General features: G+C 71.3%; 16 protein-coding genes. 5 read left to right on the top strand and 11 right to left on the bottom strand.

Going from position 1 to position 20,048, the window contains the following annotated elements:
* Positions 1–38: 38 nt before the first annotated feature.
* Positions 39–644 carry a response regulator transcription factor gene (locus IG98_RS0122010; protein ID WP_030915119.1) on the top strand — a complete coding sequence of 202 codons (606 nt, stop codon included), beginning with the start codon at positions 39–41 and terminating at the stop codon, positions 642–644.
* Positions 645–664: 20 nt separating this feature from the next.
* Here the strand turns inward: IG98_RS0122010 and IG98_RS0122005 are convergent, their stop codons facing one another.
* On the bottom strand, positions 665–1,519 hold the full coding sequence (locus tag IG98_RS0122005) for an SGNH/GDSL hydrolase family protein (protein WP_245651660.1): 855 nt from the start codon (positions 1,517–1,519) through the stop codon (positions 665–667).
* 179 nt (positions 1,520–1,698) lie between these two features.
* Between IG98_RS0122005 and IG98_RS0122000 the strand changes: the two genes are divergently transcribed.
* Complete coding sequence (locus IG98_RS0122000) at positions 1,699–2,928, top strand: isochorismate synthase (protein WP_030915114.1); 1,230 nt, start codon at positions 1,699–1,701, stop codon at positions 2,926–2,928.
* Between the two features lie 177 nt (positions 2,929–3,105).
* On the top strand, positions 3,106–3,660 hold the full coding sequence (locus tag IG98_RS0121995) for a GNAT family N-acetyltransferase (protein WP_030915111.1): 555 nt from the start codon (positions 3,106–3,108) through the stop codon (positions 3,658–3,660).
* A 199-nt stretch (positions 3,661–3,859) separates the two neighbouring features.
* Here the strand turns inward: IG98_RS0121995 and IG98_RS0121985 are convergent, their stop codons facing one another.
* A complete protein-coding gene (locus IG98_RS0121985; protein ID WP_030915108.1) occupies positions 3,860–4,495 on the bottom strand; it encodes a DedA family protein in 636 nt (211 codons plus the stop codon).
* Between the two features lie 348 nt (positions 4,496–4,843).
* Positions 4,844–5,473 (bottom strand): YigZ family protein, encoded by a 630-nt coding sequence (locus IG98_RS0121980; RefSeq protein ID WP_030915104.1) that lies wholly within the window; start codon positions 5,471–5,473, stop codon positions 4,844–4,846.
* A gap of 247 nt (positions 5,474–5,720) precedes the next feature.
* On the opposite strand from IG98_RS0121980, the gene IG98_RS0121975 reads away from it, so the two are divergent.
* Positions 5,721–6,707 carry a sulfotransferase family protein gene (locus tag IG98_RS0121975; RefSeq protein WP_030915100.1) on the top strand — a complete coding sequence of 329 codons (987 nt, stop codon included), beginning with the start codon at positions 5,721–5,723 and terminating at the stop codon, positions 6,705–6,707.
* A 127-nt stretch (positions 6,708–6,834) separates the two neighbouring features.
* Here the strand turns inward: IG98_RS0121975 and IG98_RS0121970 are convergent, their stop codons facing one another.
* The 3 genes from IG98_RS0121970 to IG98_RS0121960 form a co-directional block, all read right to left on the bottom strand.
* Positions 6,835–7,725 carry a glycoside hydrolase family protein gene (locus IG98_RS0121970; RefSeq protein ID WP_245651659.1) on the bottom strand — a complete coding sequence of 297 codons (891 nt, stop codon included), beginning with the start codon at positions 7,723–7,725 and terminating at the stop codon, positions 6,835–6,837.
* Positions 7,726–8,091: 366 nt separating this feature from the next.
* Entirely contained in the window at positions 8,092–9,414 is a 1,323-nt protein-coding gene (locus IG98_RS0121965) for a lanthionine synthetase LanC family protein (protein WP_030915093.1), read from the bottom strand.
* Positions 9,415–9,525: 111 nt separating this feature from the next.
* Positions 9,526–10,329, bottom strand: coding sequence for an inositol monophosphatase family protein (locus IG98_RS0121960; RefSeq protein WP_037970975.1), 804 nt, complete (start codon positions 10,327–10,329; stop codon positions 9,526–9,528).
* Between the two features lie 468 nt (positions 10,330–10,797).
* Between IG98_RS0121960 and IG98_RS0121955 the strand changes: the two genes are divergently transcribed.
* Complete coding sequence (locus IG98_RS0121955; RefSeq protein ID WP_030915087.1) at positions 10,798–13,104, top strand: AAA family ATPase; 2,307 nt, start codon at positions 10,798–10,800, stop codon at positions 13,102–13,104.
* A 293-nt stretch (positions 13,105–13,397) separates the two neighbouring features.
* Here the strand turns inward: IG98_RS0121955 and clpB are convergent, their stop codons facing one another.
* Genes clpB through dnaK form a run of 5 tightly spaced genes read right to left on the bottom strand, consistent with a single transcriptional unit; the run spans position 13,398 to position 19,968 of the window.
* Positions 13,398–15,998, bottom strand: coding sequence for an ATP-dependent chaperone ClpB (gene clpB, locus IG98_RS0121950; RefSeq protein WP_211264062.1), 2,601 nt, complete (start codon positions 15,996–15,998; stop codon positions 13,398–13,400).
* The gene (locus IG98_RS48920) at positions 15,995–16,429 is read right to left on the bottom strand and encodes a chaperone modulator CbpM (protein WP_084195550.1); all 435 of its coding nucleotides are present in this window, start codon (positions 16,427–16,429) and stop codon (positions 15,995–15,997) included. Before IG98_RS48920 ends, clpB begins: the two co-directional genes overlap by 4 nt.
* Entirely contained in the window at positions 16,426–17,385 is a 960-nt protein-coding gene (locus tag IG98_RS0121940) for a DnaJ C-terminal domain-containing protein (RefSeq protein ID WP_030915077.1), read from the bottom strand. The genes IG98_RS48920 and IG98_RS0121940 overlap by 4 nt, the downstream gene beginning before the upstream one ends.
* Positions 17,382–18,068 (bottom strand): nucleotide exchange factor GrpE, encoded by a 687-nt coding sequence (locus IG98_RS0121935; protein WP_084195549.1) that lies wholly within the window; start codon positions 18,066–18,068, stop codon positions 17,382–17,384. The genes IG98_RS0121940 and IG98_RS0121935 overlap by 4 nt, the downstream gene beginning before the upstream one ends.
* Positions 18,061–19,968: a molecular chaperone DnaK gene (dnaK, locus tag IG98_RS0121930; RefSeq protein WP_030915071.1), complete on the bottom strand. Its 1,908-nt coding sequence runs from the start codon at positions 19,966–19,968 to the stop codon at positions 18,061–18,063. The genes IG98_RS0121935 and dnaK overlap by 8 nt, the downstream gene beginning before the upstream one ends.
* Between the last annotated feature and the right edge of the window lie 80 nt (positions 19,969–20,048).

The raw sequence follows: 20,048 nt of genomic DNA, 5'->3' as shown, positions 1-20,048 counted from the left end.
GCAAGATCGCTGGTTTTCCGCCGAGGAGGAACGCTTTCATGATCAGGGTGCTGCTGGCCGAGGACCAGGGCATGATGCGCAGCGCGCTGGCCCTGCTTCTCGGTCTGGAGGACGACATCGAGGTCGTCGCCACGGTCGCCGGGGGCGACGAGGTCGTGGCCGCCGCGCTGGACACACGTCCCGACATCGCCCTGCTGGACGTCGAGATGCCGGGGATCAGCGGTCTGGAGGCCGCGGCAGGCCTCCGGGACCGCCTGCCCGGCTGCCGGGTGCTGATCCTGACCACCTTCGGCAGGCCCGGCTACCTGCGCCGGGCGATGGAGGCGGGCGCCGCCGGATTCCTCGTCAAGGACGGTCCCGTCGAGGATCTCGCCGCGGCGATCCGCCGGGTCCTGGCGGGCGAGAAGGTGATCGACCCCGCGCTGGCCGCCGCCGCGCTGAGCAGCGGTGCCAGCCCGCTGACCGATCGTGAGCGGGACGTACTGGCCGCCGGGGCGGACGGCGCGACGATCACCGACATCTCGCGACTGCTGCACCTGTCGGAGAGCACCGTCCGCAACTACCTGTCCGCCGCGATCGGTAAGACCGGCACCCGCAACCGCATCGAGGCCGCCCGCACCGCCCGGCACCACGGCTGGCTTTGAAGGCCCCCGGGCTCGCCGGCTCAGGGGGCGAGGACGGGCACCGGTTCCTCTTCCGCGAGCCAGTCGCGCATCGCACCGTAGGTCTTCTCCGCGATCAGCCGCTGGCCCGCGGCGTTGGGGTGGAAGAAGTCCCACTTGCTGATGTGGCTCAGCGTGAACGCCTGCCTGAACACCTCGTTGCCGTCGAACCGGCAGTTCGGGCCGTACGCCGCGCAGACCCTGGCGAGTGCGGCGTTGAAACCGATCACCCGGTCGCGCACCCGGTCGCGGCGGGCCTGGTCGGCCGCCGACGTCGAGGTGGGGCGCGCCAGCATGGTGGGACAGATCCGGCCCACCTCCCAGAACCCGCGTGCCACCAGGTTGTCCCTGCCGGTCTGCCAGAGTCGCCTGAGGTCGGGGATGCTCGCCACGAACACCCGGGCATCGGGCCTGCCCGCCCGCAACAGGCCCAGCGCCCCGGCCACCCGGCTCTCGTAGACGGCCACGGGGGTCATCAGCCGCTCCTCGGACACGCAGACGTCCTGGGCACCGATCAGGAGCGTCACGTAGTCGGCGCGGTGGTCGATCGCCTGCGTCACCTGCCCGGCCAGGTCGGCACTGGTGGAACCCGGGACGGCGAGGTTCACATTGTGCCCGGCGAGCGCCACGTCCAGGGCGCGTAGCCTCAGGTAGTGGCTCCTGACATCGCGGTGCTCGCCGGTCGACCAGGAACGTGAGGCGCAGGTGACGTACCACCCGCAGGCGTTGAACCCCGCGCTGATGGAGTCTCCGAGCGCGGCCATGACCACCGGCCGCCAGGATCGCTCCACCGGTGTCGCCCCGGCCGGAGCCGCCTGGGCGGCCGTCAGGGCGGCCAGCCCTGTGAGTGCTGTCACAGTCCTGCGAAGCATGACACCTCCGCTAAGAGATCGCGTCTGCTTCGGATGTATCACCGCAGGCCAGGGCCGCAGGTTCCATTGACCGAGTGCCTTGCTTTTCTTGACACCGCGTGGCGGCCGTGCTGGCGGGAGCACCCCCGTCGAACATGTTCAGTTTCCGGCATAGAGTGGCGGGGGTGAGTGTAGCGCTCGGATCAACCCGTCCTCTCGTGGTGAGAACCACCTCTGTCGACGACCCCGGTGACCTGTTCGCACGACTGCCGGAGACCGCACCCTATGCCTGGGTCAGGCGCGGGGAGGGCCTCGTGGCCTGGGGCGAGGCCCTGCGCCTGGAGGTGCCGCCCGGCCCCCGGCGTTTCGACTGGGCTCGCGACCGGCTGTCGGACCTCTTCGGTGAGGCGGATGTCGACGACGACGTGACAACCCCCGGTTCGGGCCCCGTCGCCTTCGGCTCGTTCACCTTCGACCCGGAGTCATCCGGGTCGGTTCTCCTCGTCCCCCGGACCATCCTCGCCCGCCGCGACGGCCGCGCCTGGCTGACCACCGTCGGTGAGCAGCGGCTCAACGCCGTCACCCCGCTCCGCGACCCGGGCAGGATCCGGTACGGCGACGGCAGCCTGAGCGCGCCGGAGTGGGAGCACGCCGTGGCCCGCGCCGTCCGGCGGATCAGGTCGGGCCGGTTGGAGAAGACGGTGCTCGCCCGCGACCTGACCGCCGTCGCGGAGCGGGCGATCGACGTCCGCCTGCTGCTGGCCCGCCTGGCCGACCGCTACCCGGAGTGCTACACCTTCTCCTGCGCGGGGCTGGTCGGCGCCACCCCCGAACTGCTGGTCCGGCGTACCGGGGAGACCGTCGAGTCCCTGGTGCTGGCCGGCACGATCGCACGAGGCGGCGACCGGGCGGACGACATGGCACGCGGCGCCGCCCTGTTCTCCTCGGAGAAGGACCGCTACGAGCATGCCTGCGCGGTCGCGTCGGTACGGGAGGCGCTCGACCCGCTCTGCGCCGAGCTGAAGATCCCCGAGGAGCCCGAACTCCTGGTGCTCCCCAACGTCCAGCACCTGGCCAGCCCGGTGACCGGTCGGCTGTCGGCGGGGATCTCGGTCCTGGACGTGGTGGCGGCCATGCACCCGACCGCCGCCGTCGGCGGCACCCCGACCGGGGTCGCGCTCGGTGTCATCCGCGAGCTTGAGGGCATGGACCGCGCCGGATACGCCGGTCCTGTCGGCTGGATCGACGCGCGGGGGGACGGCGAGTGGGGGATCGCGCTGCGCTGCGCCCAGATCGAGGGCCCCCGGGCCCGGCTGTTCGCCGGGTGCGGCATCATGGGCGACTCCGATCCCGCCTCCGAACTCGCCGAGGCCCAGGCCAAGCTCCGGGTGATGCAGTACGCCCTGGAGGGCTGAGGCGGGCGATCACCCCTGAACAGGTAATTCCCACCCGGCTGGTCGACGGCAGCCAGATGGGCGTACCCTCACAAGGGCAACACATCGGACATTTCCGGCAAGAAAACAACACCTTTCTTCTGCTCGCTGTTCTCTCGTCGCCGCACGGCCGGCTCGCCCGCCGGGGAGAGGAAGACCATGGCGTTACTGACCACCGACCGCCTCACGGTACGCGACTGGAGTCCCGAGGACGCCCGCGATGCTCTGGCCATCTATGGCACACCGGAGGTCACCCGATGGCTGTCCCCGGCGATGAACCAGCTCGACGGTGAGGGGGCCATGCGGGCCACACTGGAGGCGTGGGAACGCAACCGTGCGACCCTGACGCCCCCGCTCGGCCGCTGGGCGATCGTCCGCAACTCCGACCAGCGGATCATCGGTGGCCTCTCCCTGAGGTACCTGCCGCCCGACGAGGAGGACATCGAGATCGGCTGGCAGCTCGCCCCCGACTTCTGGGGTCACGGCTACGCCACCGAGGCCGGCCGAGCCCTGGCCGGATGGGCCTTCTCCATCGGTGCCCACGAGCTCGTCGCGGTCGTGCGGGTGAACAACAAGCGCGGTGCCGGCACGGCCAAGCGCATCGGCATGCAGTGGGTCGGCGAGACGGACAAGTACTACGAGACGCGCCTCAACGTCTACCGGCTCTGGCCCAGCGACCTCACCACGGCCCGGGAGGACGAGCTCCGGCTCTGACCGGCGGGTGCACCGGGGCGGCCGCCGTGTCCGCGATCTCCAACCGGCCGGGATCCGACCTCAGGAGCCGAGACAGCGCATCACGGCCAGGACAGGAGCGGGCCCGCCAGGAGGAGGAAGACCAGACCGGCCGGGGCCGAGAGAGCCCCGAGCGCGAGACCGGCCGGCACCCGGCAGGCCCTGTTCAGCGGTTTGACGGTCAGGCGTGGTGCTTACCCTTGCGCCTGTCGGACAGCCTGACGACCACGAAGAGCACCACGGCGAGGATCACGATGCCCAGCACGACCTTCGAGACGATCCCCATGTAGTCCTCGACCAGCGACCAGTTCTCTCCCAGCAGGAACCCCGCCATCACGAACGCCGTGTTCCAGATGAGGCTGCCCAGGGTGGTGAGGAGGGTGAAGACGAGGATCGGCATGCGCTCGACCCCCGCCGGGATCGAGATGAGGCTCCGGAAGATGGGGATCATCCGGCCGAAGAAGACGGTCTTCCTTCCGTGCTTGGCGAACCACGCCTCGGTCTTCTCAATGTCGGAGACGCTGACCAGCGGCAGCTTGGAGGCGATGAACACCACACGTTCACGGCCCAGCAGGGCCCCGACCGCGTACAGCGCCAGCGCGCCGATCACCGATCCCAGGGTCGTCCAGAGCACGGCGTCGAACAACCCCATGTTCCCCTTGCTCGCGGTGAACCCGGCCAGCGGCAGGATCACCTCGCTGGGCAGCGGCGGGAACAGGTTCTCAAGTGCGATCGCCAGCCCCGCCCCTGGCGCACCCAGGGTTTCCATAAGGTTGATCGCCCATCCGGCGACTCCGTCGAGATTCGGTGAACTCATGGGGACAAGGCTACGGAGAGTTGGGTAGGGCGTGGATGAGGAATGCACCCGCTCCTGCCTCGTATACGCCACAGGGTTCGGCTGTGGAAAACCACAGGTGCCTGGAAGCCCATCGCGACGATCACGAAATCTCCGGGGTTCTCGCACGTCAGGGTGGGTATCGGCCGGTCAGGCGAGTGCGGCGGACAGAGGCCGTCGCGGCCCGGGAAAGGGCGGGCGCACCCGCCCTGCGGCCGGGCCCTCCACACCCAACTGTGACCTATCCCACATTGACCGCCGCCAAAAAACGGTTTGGGCCCGCCCGGAGGACGTCCAGATATCTTTACTCTCATACGACCCGACACCGTTTCAGCTGTTTCTGAGATGGACCGTCTCGCCCTGCTCGATCCCGGCGCGGCCCGAGGTCAGTGTGGCGACCCACCCGGGGAAGCCGGCCAGGTCACGCTCGCGCACCGCGACGCGGAAACCGACCTCCGCGCCGTAGCGGACCTCCCTGACCTCGTACGGCGAGATGCGCAGGTCGTTCTCCAGCCGCCCGGCCTGGACGTGGTCCACGGTCACGGTCACGACCCTGGCGGGCACCATCTCGACCAGCGGCGTGAGATCCAGCGTCTTGCCGACCGACGAGCCGTACGCGCGGACCAGACCTCCCGCGCCGAGCTTCACCCCGCCGAAGTACCGGGTGACCACCGCCACCACGTCGGCGACGCCCCTGCGCAGCAGGGTCTCCAGCATCGGGGTACCCGCGGTGCCACCGGGCTCGCCGTCGTCGTCGGCCCGCTGGATGTGGCGGTCGCCACCGATCACGTAGGCCGAGCAGTTGTGCGTGGCGTCACCGTACAGCCGTTTGCGGCCGGCGATGAACTCCCTGGCCTCTTCCTCCGAGGTGACCTGACCGATGGCGCACAGGAAACGGGAGCGCTTTATGTCGATCTCGTGCTCTGTCGTGTTCCGCGGAGTCAGGTACGGGTCGGGCATTCGGCAAGGGTATCGGCGGGGTTCCCGACTCGCGCCTCCGCGCGTGGAAACAGGTGAGAGGCACCTGACGTTCATCGAACGAAACAGCGTGACTCGTCCCCATGAGCTGGGGATAAACGTCGGCGACTGGAACTCCCGCCGCGGGGCAGGCCTTTGGGGCGCGACAACCCCGCACTGGGACGCTTGCCTTCGCCGGGAAAGGGGTTATTATTACCAATAATAATAGTAGGAATTGAGGGTAATAACGATGCCCCTGCCGAAGTTCCTCACGATCGGTGCCCCTAAAACCGGGACCACCGCCCTGCACGCCGCACTGGCCCGGCACCCGGAGCTGTTCATGTCCCCGGTGAAGGAGCCGAAGTTCTTCCTCAGTGACGGTCCTCCTCCCACCAGGGGAGGCCCGGGCGACGCCCAGACCTACCGCGAACACGTCTGGCGGCGCGAGGACTACGAAGCCCTGTTCGACGCGGCACCGCCGGGAACGCTCACCGGCGAGTCCACTCCGTTCTACCTCTACGACCTGGCGGCCCAGCGGCGCATCAGGAAGACCATCCCCGACGCCAGGCTCATCGTGGTGCTGCGCGACCCGGTGGAGCGCGCCCACTCCAACTGGACACATCTGTGGTCGGCCGGACTGGAGCCGATCGGCGACGTGCTGGAGGCCTGCGCCGAGGAGGAGCGAAGGATCACGGCCGGCTGGGCGCCGTTCTGGCACTACCTGGGGCTCGGCAAGTACGGCAGACAGCTGGAACACCTGTTCACCCTGTTCCCCCGCGAGCAGGTGCTCGTCTACCGCTACCGCGACCTGGTCGACCGGCCCGCCGACACCCTGGACCGGATCTGCCGCTTCCTCGGCGTGGAGACCGGCGTCGTCACCGAAGTCCCCCGGGAGAACGTGACCGCCCATCCGGAGCCGACCCGCGGACACCGGATGCTGTCGCGGGCGTTGCGCCTGGGGTCGTCCGTGGGGCGGTTCCTGCCCTCGCGGGTGAGCGTGGCGCTGACCGATCCGCTGGAGCGCAAGCTGCAGCGGCGGGCCCGCTCCCGCCAGCCGCTGACCTGGGACCAGCGGGAGAAACTGATCTCCCACTTCACCCAGGACGTGGCACTGCTGCAGAGGGTGACCGGCGAGGACTTCAGCGACTGGCTCCGTCCCCGCGAGCGCTCCGGCGGCCTGGTGGGTGTCCGCCCCAACGGCCAGCGCCAGGCCCGCAACGGCCGCCCCCAGGTTTGACCGTTCGCCGGTTCCCGGTGCCCGTCGTGAGGTCGGCGAGCCGCCACGTTCCGGCTTCCGGGAGTTCCCGAGTCCTGTACCGGGCGGTGCGTGATCGGCATGACCCCGCGCAGGTCGGCGGTCGTGCTCAGCGCAGCTCGGTACGGAGCTCGTGCGCCCCGTCCGCGCGGGTGTACTCGTAGTACAGCCGCCGCCCGCCCTCCGGCAGGTCCACGATGTCCAGGTAGCGCAGGCCGCCGCCCGCGTGCGGCGAGAGGGCGGCGGGCCCGGTGCCGACCGGGGTCAGCTGCGCCGGGTCGGCGCCGACCGCGACACCGGTCTTCTCCTCGTAGTTCTCCGCCGCGGTGGCCCTGCCGTCGTAGAAGGCCACCACCTGCTCCCCGAGGAAGCGGACCGCCGCCACCCGCGCCCCCCGGGCGTCCCAGTCTCCGGGCCGGCCGCTGAGCGCGGTGCCCTGCCAGGTCCACTCGATGCCGTCGGCGCTGGTGGCGTAGTCGGTCACCATCTGGTCGGCCTCGTCGTCCTCCGCCAGGGGGTGGCAGGAGGCCCACAGATGCCACACGTCGCCCCGCCGCACGATCACCGGGTCCTTGACGCCGGTCTTCGGATCGCCGGGGAGCACCACCTGCCGCTGCGAGGCGCGAAACCCGGACGGGTCGTCGGCCTCCAGCACCTCGACCCGCCAGTGCTTGGTGTCGTAGGTGGCGCAGCTGAGGTAGAGCCGCCAGCGCCCTTCCGGTGTGCGGATCAGGGTGGGCCGCTCCAGTGACTCGGTGTCCATCTCCTGCCTGCCGATGGTGAGCAGGGTCTCGAACCGCTCACCGTCGGTGGAGCGGGCGACTGCGACGGCGTAGCCGCGGCCCTCGCCGACGGGGCGGCGCAGCCGGTAGGCGAGGTAGATCAGCCCGTCGCTCGCCACGGCGCTCGGCGCACCGGCCCAGTGGCCCGCGCCCGGCCGGGCCGGTTCGATCGCGACTGTGGAACGGCCCGGGTCGGGAAAGAAATCCTCGATTGTCACGACACCGAGATTAGGCAGGCCTTGGGTGGTACTCACGGAGAATCACCAATCATGGTCACGAGTTTTGTCACCCCTTGACGGCCAAAGGGTGCGTCGTTCTCGGGCCTCCGGCGTGAGAGGCGCGGCGGCTGCCGTCCCTGCACGGCCGGCCGGCACGATCGGGTGCGCGGGGGTGACATGGTCCGGATGCCGTGCGCGCCGGGGGACGGGGCCGTGACGCCGTGGCCCGCGGAGACCTCGATGCCGACCCCGGGCACGGGGACGTACGTGGGCCTGAGCCGCGTGGGCCCCCGGCCAGGCTGACGCCCGTGCCGTGCTCCCCCGCGATGACCGTCCGGTTCACCGGCGACGCGCCTTCCACGCTCTTCAGGACCGGCGGAGCGTCGCGCTCGGCAGCGGGATGGCGGGGAAGGGGTTGTCCGGCGGCAGGATGAGCCGCCGGGCCTCCTGCGGACGCGCGGTGGCGTCCAGGTGCAGGAGCGCGGCCCCGATGCCCGCGGCGCCGACCATGTAGCCGGTGTCGGCGGTGACCTCCCAGGGCCGTAGCCGCCGGTAGGCCTGGTACCAGCGAGAGCCCCGGCCGTCGTGGCCGGTGGCCAGGCCGGCCAGGTTCTCCCCCAGCGTGCGGGCGAACTCCAGGTGCTGCGGGCGGCCGGTCGCCGCCCAGAGCCCGACGAACAGCTCCACCAGCCCGGCGGTGCCGCAGCACTGGCAGGCCGAGTTCCAGTAGCCACCGCTCTGGCCGGCGGGGGCGCCGCTGCTGACGATCCCCCTGGCCAGCCGCTCGACCCAGTCGAGGTCTCCGGCGTCACCCGACACCCGGTACAGCTCGTAGAACGTCCGGGCGACCCCCGCCGAGCCGGAGCAGAAGCCCAGGTAGTGCAGGTCGCGGCCCTGCGGGATGTGGTGCGGTACCAGCGCGCACCGCTCGGTCACGGCGCTGACCGCGCGGACGAAGTCGGCCCCCCTGCGAGAGCCGTCGAGAAAGCGGGGCTCGCCGGTCACGCCGTACAGGCGGGCGAGCAGGAAGGCGGTGCCGGCCGTGCCGGACAGGAACCCCGGGGTGACCGCGTCCAGCGGCAGGTCCGCGCAGGCGCCCTCGCCGAAGCGGTGGCCGGGGACGGCGAGTGCGGCGACGCGGGCGCCGGCCTCGACGGCGATCTCCTGGTAGGCGGGCACCCCCAGGATGCCCCCGGCGTGCAGCAGGCCGAGGATGATCCCGCCGTCGCCGCGCTGGGCGGGGTCACCGGTCCAGCCCAGGCCGCCGCCGATGGGGCGGGCGCTGCGCACGATGCGGTCGGCGACCGCGCCGGCCTCGACCTCGAATTCCCGTTCACCGGTGGCCCATCCGGCCTCGGCGAGGGCGAACATCACCCCGGCCAGACCGTGATGGAGGGAGAGATCGGCCTGCTCCCGCCAGGTGGCGGCGAGATAGCGGGCCCCGGCCCCGGCGTCGTCCAGGTAGCCCTCGTCGCCCGTGGCGGCGGCGAGCTCCAGGAAGAACAGGATGATCCCGGCCGCCCCCGAGTACAACGACAGGGGGTGGTCGGGCATGGCGGCCCGGCCCCGGGGATCGGGGTTGGCCTGCCAGTGCCGTCCCCGTTCGTCGTCCACGGCCGCCGAGCGGATCCAGCGCGCGGCCTCGACCGCGGTGGCCAGCAGGCTCTCCGCCCCCGACTCCAGGCTCATGGCGGCTCCTTCGTACGGCGAGACAATCATGTTACCTGTATTTCCTACAGAATCAATAGGTAATGTGGTGACGGCCGCCCGTGGACCACGCGGGCCTCCCCCCGCCCGCGCTCAGGCGGAGCGGCCCGGCGGAACCAGATCGCCCATGACCGATCCCGCCAGGTCGAACCCGCCGACATGGGCGAGGTAGCCGCCGGGCTCGAAGATCGATCCGTCCAGCGGGATGAACACTCCCCCCGCCTGCCGGACCAGCAGCGACCCCGCCGCCACGTCCCATGGGCTGACCCTACTGCCGTAGGCGACGTCGGCCCACCCTCCCGCGACATGGGCCAGCTGGAGCGCCGTGCTGCCCGGACGGCGGGTGGAGGCGAACGACGCCAGCATCCGGCCGAACTCGCGCAGCACCTCCTCCCCGCCGTCGGCCAGCTCACGGGGGTTGGGATAACTGGTCAGCAGCATCGCCTCCCGATCGCGGGTGGCACCGGCGCTGCGCATCCGCACGTCGTTGCACCAGGCCCCGCCCAGGTCGGCCCGGAACTCGTCGTCGCGCACCGGGTCGTAGACCGCCCCGGCGACCACCTCGTCCCCGGCGGCGGCGGCGATCGACACGCAGAAGAAGGGCAGCCCGGCGGCGAAGTTCGCGGTTCCGTCGATCGGGTCGACGTACCAGCGGATCTCACCGGATCCCTCGCTGCCGCCCTCCTCGCCGATGACCGTGCTGCCCGGGACGCGCCTCTCGATGACCTCCCGGATGATCTCCTCCGCGGCGCGGTCGTGCTCGGTCACCGGATCGTGGAAGTCGCTCTTGGTCTCGATCGCGGGACGCGACCTGAACGCCTTGCGGAGCCGGTCGCCCACCGCGCGGGCGGCCTCGACCGCGACGGCTGAGAGCTCTGTCGAGGTGCTCTGATCCATGCTTCCTCCAGTCGGCTTCTCGGCCCTGAGGGGCCGAGCTCGCAGCTCCTCACCGTGCATGCGGCGCACGGTTCAGGCCGCGTCATCGGCGGCCTGACGCGACCGGGCCGCACCGGTCGTCGACCCTCTCGGGAGCGGGCCGGGCGGCGAAGATCCGGTGAGCCCGCCGACCCGCACCGAGAACCGCACCGACTCCCATCCTGTACGAGAGGGCGTACCTCCTACCCGCCTGGCGGGCATCTGCGCGAGCCTCGGCCGTGTTTTGTCAGGACAATCCGAACGCACGCGGCGATCATGCTCGTCGGGCATCAGCCAGATCGACTAGAAGTCGCACTTAAAGGTCAAATCTGCATCAAACAACCAGTAGCCGGGAGCATTCACCGCATGGCATTTCGCCCGATGGGGATGTCATACGGGTAATCACCGCTAAGAAAGCCTGGCGTATGACCCCAGATCCGAGACAAGACGATGCGCGGCCGGAGAGATGAACAGGCGGCGGTCCTCGCCCTGCTGGAAGGCGTCGCGTCCACGGCAGGGAACGTCATGCTCGTCGAGGGCGAGCCGGGGATAGGCAAGACGCTGCTGCTCGGCGAGGCGGCCGGCCTCGCGGCCGCGCGGGGGACGGCGGTCGCCAGCGGGCAAGCCGACGAGCTGGGACGGCTGACACCGCTGGGGCCGCTGCTGTCGGCCCTGGAGGAGTCGCCGGCGCCCCTGACCGTGGCCAGGAACGCCGCCCCCGACGGTCCCGGCCTGCTGCTCTGGCTGGCCGAGCAGGTCAGGACCTCGCTGGAGAGAAGGCTGGGCGCGGGGCCGCTGCTGGTCACCCTGGACGATCTCCAGTGGGCCGACGCCGCCACGCTCATGGCCCTGCGCACGCTGCCCTCGCGGCTGGCCGAACGGCCGGTGGCATGGCTGCTGGCCTGCCGCAGCACCCCGGCGCGCGGCGATGCCAGACGGCTGTTCGACCTGCTCGAAGAGGAGGGGGCCACCCGGACCGTACTGCGCCCGCTCGACGACGGCGCGGTCACCGAGGTCTGCACCGACATCCTGGGCGCGGCACCGGGAAAGGACCTGGCCGCGCTGGCCGCCCAGGCCGGCGGCAACCCGCTGCTACTGTCCGAATACCTCACCGGACTGTGCGAGGAGGGCGCCGTCCTGGTGCGGGACGGCGTCGCCCGGCTGGCCGAGACCACTCCCGCCGGGGCGGAGCTGCCCCTGCGGGTGCACACCGCCGTCCGGCGGCGGCTGAACGAGCTCGGCACCAAGACCAGGTACCTGCTGGAGGCCACGGCGGTGCTCGGGCGCTCGTTCTCACCGGCGTACGCGGCCGAGATGCTCGGCGAGACCCCGGCGGCACTGCTTCCCGCGCTGGAGGAGGCCCTGGCCGCGGGTGTGCTCGTCACCACCCCCGACGAGCTGGCGTTCAGGCACGAGTTGCTGTGGCGCTCGGTCGTCGAGAGGGTGCCCCAACCGGTGCGACGAGCGCTGCGCGAACAGGTCGAGCGCGCCGCCCGGACCCGCCCGGCCCGTCTGACCGGGGGCGGCGACGCCGAGACGCTGACGGACCTGGCCCTGCTCGCCTGGGACGAGGGCAGGCTCTCGGACGGGCTGGACCTGGCACGCGAGGCCGTGGAGCAACCTGCCGGTGGACGGTGGCGGCAGCAGCCCCGGGCCGTGCTGGCCTCGATGCTGATCGACCTCTGGTTGCTGGAGGAGGCGGAGACCACGACGGAGATCGCCGCGGCCGAGGCCGAGTACGAGCCGGCCTGGGCCGCGGAGATCCCCGTCCTGCGCGCCCGCCTGCACCTGGCCGCGGGCAGGCTCGGCAGCGCGATCGAGCACGCGGAGGCCGCTCTGGCCGCCGCCGGAATCCTGGGCGCCCCGTCACCGGCCTCCTCGGCCCTGTCGGTGCTCGGCACCGCCTCACTGCGGGCGGGCGACCTGCCGGGGGCCATCAGGTACATGGAGCGCAACCTTGCCGGGTCGGCGCGAGACCTGCCTCCGCGCACCCGGCTGCGCTCGGAGCTGGTGGCCGGGCGGATCAACGAGGCGCGCGACGGAGCCGCGGGCGGGATGAGCTCGCTCGGCGGGCTGTACGACGTGCTGCCTCGGCACACCGGGGCGCTGACCAGCGAGCCCGCCGCCGCGGCCTGGCTGGTACGGATGGCCATGGCGACGGGCCAGCGGCACCGGGCCGACGCCGTGGTCGACGCGGCCGAGGGCATCGCCCGGCGCAGCCCCGGTCTGCCCAACCCGTCGGTGGCCGCCGACCACGCCCGCGGACTGCGGGAGGGCGACCCCGAGGCGCTGGGCCGCGCGGTGGCCGGGCACGGCGATCCGTGGGCCAGGGGTTCGGCGGCGGAGGATCTGGGCGTGCTGCTCGGCGCGGACCACGGCTGCCGGGATCCGGCCGTGGAGAATCTCAAGATCGCGCTCACCTGCTACGGCGCGGTGGGGGCCGTCCGTGACGCCGCCCGGGTACGGGGCAGGCTGCGGCTGCTGGGCGAGCGGCGCCGCCACTGGGTCAGGACCGCCCATCCCACCTCGGGATGGGCCAGCCTGACCGGCACCGAGCAGGCCGTCTGCGACCTGGTCTCCCAGGGGCTGACGAACCGGAACGCCGCCGAGCAGATGTTCATCAGCGAGCACACGGTCGCCTTCCACCTGCGGCAGGTCTTCCGCAAGCTGGGCATCCACTCCCGGGTCGAGCTGGCCCGGCTCTCCGCCGAGGAGGGCGTCCACCACGGCCACCGAGGCCTCCGCGAAGACCCCTGAGTGTCCCTGATGGTCCGGCGTCTCGGTGAGCGCGCCCATCCCAGCCACTCCCCCGCCCACCGGCGCGATCGCGCCCTTCACCCACGAGCGCGGTTCGAAGGCGGGCGCCGCCCGTCCGCTCGGCCACCGTCAGGTACGGCACCGCCCGGATGGTGAAGCGCTCGGAAGAGTTCGGGCGCCCTGTCCACGTCCACCTTGACGGGTTTCACCCGGCCGGCGAGATCCTCGGCGATCCGGCTCCTCTTCCTGCAATTACGGCATTACGCGATATTTGGCGACATTGCTGGTTTTCCTCATTGGTAGGTGACGTCCAGATCACCCTCGGCGAGATCGACCCGGACCACGCCCCCCTCGTACGCCTCCCCGGACAGCAGCGCGCGGCCGATGCGCGTCTCGACCTCCCTGGAGATGAACCGGCGCAGCGGGCGGGCGCCGTACACCGGGTCGTAGCCTCGCTCGGCGATGTACCTCAGTGCCGCCTCGGTGACGTCCAGCCGGATCCCCCGCTGTTCGAGACGGGTCCGCAACTCGCCGAACATCAGGCCGACGATGCGCTCGATCTCCTCCATGGTGAGCGGCTTGAAGATCACGATGTCGTCGACGCGGTTGAGGAACTCGGGGCGGAAGTGCGCGCGCAGCTCGGCCATCACCCGCTGCTGCGCCTCCTCCTCGATCTCTCCGCTCGGTGTGACGCCGTCGAGGAGGTAGACGGAGCCGATGTTGGAGGTCATGATCAGGACCGTGTTGCGGAAGTCGACGGTCCTGCCCTGCGCGTCGGTGAGCCGCCCATCGTCCAGCACCTGCAGCAGAGTGTTGAAGACATCCGCGTGCGCCTTCTCCACCTCGTCGAAGAGCACCACGGAGTACGGCTTGCGCCGCACGGCCTCGGTCAGCTGGCCGCCCTCCTCGTACCCCACGTAGCCGGGGGGCGCGCCGACGAGGCGGCTGACCGTGTGCCGCTCCTGGTACTCGCTCATGTCGATGCGGATCATGTTGTCCTCGGTGTCGAAGAGCGCCTCCGCGAGCGCCTTGGCCAGCTCGGTCTTGCCGACGCCCGTCGGCCCCAGGAAGATGAACGACCCGATCGGGCGACGCGGGTCCTTGATGCCGGAACGGGCCCGGATGACGGCGTCGGCCACCAGCCGCACCGCCTCGTCCTGGCCGATCACCCGCTCGTGCAGGACCTCGTCGAGCCGCAGGAGCTTCTCCCGCTCGCCCTCCTGCAGGCGGCTCACCGGGATGCCCGTCCACCGGGAGACGATCATCGAGATCTCGTCGTCGGTAACGACCTCGCGCAGCAGGCGCGCCGTCCCCTGCTTGGAGAGCAGACGCTCCTCCTCCGCCTCCAGCCGCCGCTCCAGCTCGGGCAGCCTGCCGTGCCGCAGCTCCGCGGCACGGTTGAGGTCGTAGTCGCGTTCGGCCCGCTCGGCGTCGGCGCGTACGTGCTCGATCTCCTCGCGCAGGCTCTGGACGGCGCGTAGCGCGTGCCGCTCGGCCTCCCACTGCGCCCGCATGGCGTCGGCCTCGGCGCGCACGTCGGCGAGCTCCGCGCGCAGTTCCTCCAGGCGGACTCCGCTCGCGAGATCCTCCTCCTTGGCGAGCGCGGCCTCCTCGATCTCCAGGCGCATCACCCTGCGGGTGAGCTCGTCGAGCGCGGCGGGCATCGAGTCGATCTCCGTACGGAGCATCGCGCACGCCTCGTCCACCAGGTCGATGGCCTTGTCCGGCAGGAAACGGTCGGAGATGTAGCGGTGGCTCAGCACGACGGCGGCCACCAGCGCGCTGTCCTGGATCTTCACCCCGTGAAAGATCTCCAGGCGCTCGCGCAGGCCTCGCAGGATGGAGATGGCGTCCTCGACCGAGGGCTCCTCGACCATCACCGGCTGGAACCGGCGCTCCAGTGCGGCGTCCTTCTCGATGTGCTTGCGGTACTCGCTGAGGGTCGTCGCCCCGATCATATGCAGCTCGCCGCGGGCCAGCATGGGCTTGAGCATGTTGCCCGCGTCCATGGCGCCCTCGGCCGCTCCGGCGCCCACCACGGTGTGCAACTCGTCGACGAAGAGCAGAATCCGCCCCTCGGCGGCCTTGACCTCGTTGAGCACGGCCTTGAGGCGCTCCTCGAACTCGCCCCGGTACTTGGCCCCGGCCACCAGCGAACCCATGTCGAGGCTGAAGACCGTCTTGCCCTTGAGTCCCTCCGGCACGTCCCCGTGACTGATCCGCTGCGCGAGTCCCTCCACGATGGCGGTCTTGCCGACACCGGGGTCACCGACCAGGACGGGGTTGTTCTTCGTCTTGCGGGACAGGATCTGGACGACGCGGCGGATCTCGGCGTCGCGCCCGATGACCGGGTCGAGCTTGCCCGACAGCGCGTCGGCCACCAGGTCGCGCCCGTACTTCTCCAGCGCCTCGTACGCCACCTCGGGCATCGCGGACGTCACCCGCTGGTTGCCGCGGACCGCGGTGAGCGCCTTGAGGAAGCCGTCCCTGGTCAGCCCCTGATCGTGCAGCAGTCTGCCGGCGGAGCTCGAACTGCCCTCCTCAAGCAGGGCGATGAGCAGGTGCTCCACCGACACGTACTCGTCCTTGAGCCGGTCGGCCTCCCGCTTGGCCGTGTCCAGCAGGCGGGAGAGCCGCTGCGTCACATAGACCTGGCCCGGCGCGGCGCCGGGGCCGCTCACCTTGGGGCGGCGGCCCAGCTCTGCCTCCAGATCGTCCCTGAGCCTGTCGGTGTCGACGTTCGCGTACGAGAGCAGGCGGGGTATCAGCCCCTCCGGCTGGTCGAGCAACGCCAGCAGCAGGTGCTCGCCGTCCACCTCGGTGTGCCCGAAGCGCAGGGCCTTGGTCTGCGCGTCGTGCAGCGCCTCCTGCGACTTCTGGGTCAGCTGGTTCATGTCCACGGCGAGCCTCCGGTGAGTCGGGAACGCCCACGCTGGGCGGCCTCCAGCTGGGCGATGCGGTCCAGCAGGTCCAGCACGAGGCCGAGCGCGGCATAGTTGATCGAGAACCCGGCCCGCAGCCGCCGGATCCGCGCCATGGTGAACACTTCGGGAGGCGGGAACCACAGCTGCCCGGCGGAGTCGGTCCCGGCATCGAGCAGGCCCAGCGCGACGAGGCGCCGCACCAGCTCGGGGTGGGTCCCCGTCGCCCTGGCGAACGTCTCCAGATCCAGGCGCTCGGGCCTGGTGAGCTGATAGGTCCGCTCCGCTCCGCCGGGCGCCCTCCCCGGGCGGGAGACCGAGCCCCCTGCCGAGGCCGCCCCCCGAGGGCCGGAGGTCCGCGCCCCCGGGTGGGGCGGCCTGCGCTCCGGGAAGGGGTGGGTCATCGCTGTCTCCTCGGATCGAACGTGGAGACAGCGGCGAGCTGCTCGAACAGCCGCCGCTCCTCCTCCGACAGCCGGGCCGGAACCATGATCCGTACCTCGGCGTACAGGTCGCCCGCCTTGTGCTGGGGACCGGGCATCCCCCTGCCGCGCAGCCGCAGCCGCTTACCGCTGGAGGTGCCCGCCGGCACCTTGACCTTGGCCTCGCCCGCGGGGGTCTCGACCGCGACGGTGGCACCGAGCGCCGCCTCCCACGGGGTGACCTGGAGCAGGACGTGGATGTCTCGCCCCTCGACCCGGTACCGGGGGTGCGGCGCGATCCTGACGATCAGGTAGAGGTCGCCCGAGGGTGCCCCGTCGCCGCCCCTTCCGCCCTGTCCGGCCAGCCTGATGCGCTGCCCGTCGGAGACACCCGCGGGAATCTCGATCCGCAGCGTGCGCGAGCCGACGGTGATCGAGCGGCGGCCGCCCCGGTAGGCGTCCTCGACGCTCAGCTCGATCTCGGCCTCCTGGTCGGCGCCGGGGATCGGCCCCCAGCCGCCACCGGCCCTGCCTCCCCGCGCTCCCCGTCCGGAGAACAGCCCTTCGAGAAGGTCGTCGAGATCGATCCCCTCCCCGAAACCGGCCTGCCCGGTGGCCCTGCCCGGGCCGGCACGGCCCGCACCCGCGCCGGCCCGCGTACGGCGGCCCTGGGCGCGCGCCCACGTCTCGGGGTCCACGTCCTCGGGCACCTGGCGGAAGTTCGGCCCGAACGCGTCGTAGCGGCGCCGGGTCGCGGGGTCGGACAGCACGCTGTAGGCCTCGGAGACCTCCTTGAAGCGGTCCTCGGCGGCCGGGTCCTTGTTGACGTCGGGGTGGTTGACCCGCGCCAGCTTGCGGTAGGCGCGCTGGATCTCCTCCTGGCTCGCGCCCCGCTGCACTCCGAGGATCTCGTAGAAGTCGCGGTCGGGGGGCATCATTCCCCCTTGGCCACCACGACCAGCGCGGGCCGTAGCTGTTGTTCGCCGTCTCCGTAGCCGGGCCGCACCACCTGCAGGACCGTGCCGTCGGGCACGCCCTCCTGCGGGAGCACGGCCACCGCCTCGTGCCTGGCCGGGTCGAACGCGGCGCCGGCGTCGTCGCGGCGCGGGTAGCCGAGGCGGGAGAGCACCTCCTGCGCCTGGTCCCTGATCGCCCGCATCCCGTCGACGATGGAGGCGGGGTCGGTCTCCGCGTGCTCCAGTGCCCGGTCCAGATTGTCCAGCACGGGCAGCCATTCGGTGGCGGCCCGCGCCCGCTCCTCCTCCCGCATCCGCCCGGTGTCCCTGCTGACGCGCTTGCGCAGGTTGTCGAGGTCGGCGAGGGCGCGCCGCCAGCGGTCCTGCAGGTCGGTCACCAGGGCCTGGAGCTCCTCGACCCGGGCCTGGAGGTCGGCCGGGGCGACCTCCGCCTCGCCGCGCGCCTCCTGGGCATGCGGTCCTTGACCGGGCTGTTCTTGACCGTGCGCCTCCTTGCGCGTCCCTTGCGCATGGTTCTTCCTACCGTGCTCCTCCTGGCCGCCGTGCCGGTTCTGGCCCTTGGGTGACCCCTCGGCGCCATGCCGCCCCTGGGCCCGCGGCTCCTGACCGGGGACGTGGCCGCCCTGCCCGGCTGTCTCACTCATCGGTCGTGAACTCCGCGTCGATGACGTCGTCGTTCCCGCCGGCACCCGGCTGGCCGCCCGGCGCCCCGGAGGCGCCCTTTCCCGGGGCGCCCGGGCCGGAAGCGCCGGAGGCCGACGCGCCGAGGCTGTGGTAGACCTGCTGGAGCTCGGCGGTGAGCGAGCGGACCCGGTCGAGCGGGGCCTCCTGCTTGATCGCCTCACGGGCGTCGTTCACCAGCATCTCGCCCCGCGCCTTCTCGTGGACGGGTACCGACTCACCCAGCTCGGCCAGGCGGTGCTCCACCTGGTAGGCGGCACTGTCGAGCTCGTTGCGCGCGTCGATGACCTGCCGCATCCGCTGGTCCTCCTCGCGGTGCCGCTCGGCGTCGGCGACCATCCGCTCGACCTCACCGGTGTCCAGGTTCGAGCTCTCGCTGATCGTGATGCGCTGCTCGGCGCCGGTGTCCTTGTCCTTGGCGGAGACGTTCAGGATCCCGTTGGCGTCGATGTCGAAGGTCACCTCGACCTGCGGCACGCCGCGCGGAGCGGGCCTGATGTTCTCCAGCCGGAACCGGCCGAGGGAACGGTTGTCGGCGGCGCGCTCGCGCTCGCCCTGCAGCACGGCGACGTCCACGGCGGTCTGGTTGTCCTCCGCGGTGCTGAACACCTCCGACCGGCGGGCCGGAATGGTGGTGTTGCGCTCGATGACCTTCGTCATCACCCCGCCGAGCGTCTCGATGCCAAGGGAGAGCGGCGTCACGTCCAGCAGCACGACGTCCTTCAGCTCGCCCTTGATGACGGCGGCCTGGACCGCCGCCCCCAGCGCCACGACCTCGTCGGGGTTGACCGTCATGTTCGGGTCCTTGCCACCCGTCATGCGGCGTACCAGGCTCTGCACCGCGGGCATCCTGGTCGAGCCGCCCACCAGGATCACCTCGTCGATGTCGTCGGCGGTGAGCTTGGCGTCGGCCATGGCCTGCTGGATGGGGGGCCTGCACCGTTCGAGCAGGTCGGCGGTGATCTCCTCGAAGGTGGAGCGCCGCAGTGTGGCGTTCAGGTGCTTGGGGCCCGAGGCGTCCGCCGTGATGAAGGGCAGGCTGACCTGCGTCTGGCTGACCGCCGACAACTCGACCTTGGCCTTCTCCGCGGCCTCGAAGAGCCGCTGCAGGGCCTGGGGATCCTGGCGCAGGTCGATGCCGTTGTCCCGCTGGAACTCGTCGGCGAGGTGGTCGACGATGCGCCGGTCGAAGTCGTCACCGCCCAGATGGGTGTCGCCCGCGGTCGCCCGCACCTCGACGACGCCGTCGCCGATGGCGAGGATGCTGACGTCGAAGGTGCCACCGCCCAGGTCGAAGACGAGCACGGTCTCGTTCTCCTTGCGGTCGAGGCCGTAGGCGAGGGCCGCCGCGGTCGGCTCGTTGACGATCCGCAGGACCTCCAGGCCGGCGATCTTCCCCGCGTCCTTGGTGGCCTGGCGCTGGGAGTCGTTGAAGTACGCGGGCACGGTGATGACCGCCTCGGTGATCTTCTCCCCCAGGAACTTCGAGGCGTCGTCCACCAGCTTGCGCAGCACGGCCGCGGCGATCTCCTCCGGCGCGTACAACTTCTCGTGGATCTTGAAACGGACGGCACCGTCCGGCCCCGGGACGACGTCGAAGGAGACGGTGTTCAGCTCGCTGGTGACCTCGTCGTAGCGGCGGCCGATGAAGCGCTTGGCCGAGTAGATCGTTCCCTTGGGGTTCAGGATCGCCTGACGGCGGGCAAGCTGCCCGACCAGGCGCTCACCGTTCTCGGTGAACGCCACGACCGAAGGCGTCGTCCGCACCCCCTCGGCGTTGGGGATCACCGTGGGCTTGTCGCCCTCCATCGTGGCGATCACCGAGTTGGTGGTGCCGAGGTCGATTCCAACTGTTTTAGGCATACTGATCTCCTGTGCGACATGACGGCATCGCCGCCCCGATCCTCGGGCCTGGCCGCTCCACGTCCCGGTGAGTCCGGTGA

It is taken from the genome of Streptosporangium amethystogenes (assembly GCF_000721075.1).
GTDB classification, from domain to species: domain Bacteria; phylum Actinomycetota; class Actinomycetes; order Streptosporangiales; family Streptosporangiaceae; genus Streptosporangium; species Streptosporangium amethystogenes.
The sequence above is the reverse complement of the archived record's forward strand: the minus strand, read 5'-3'. Positions and strand labels throughout refer to the sequence as shown.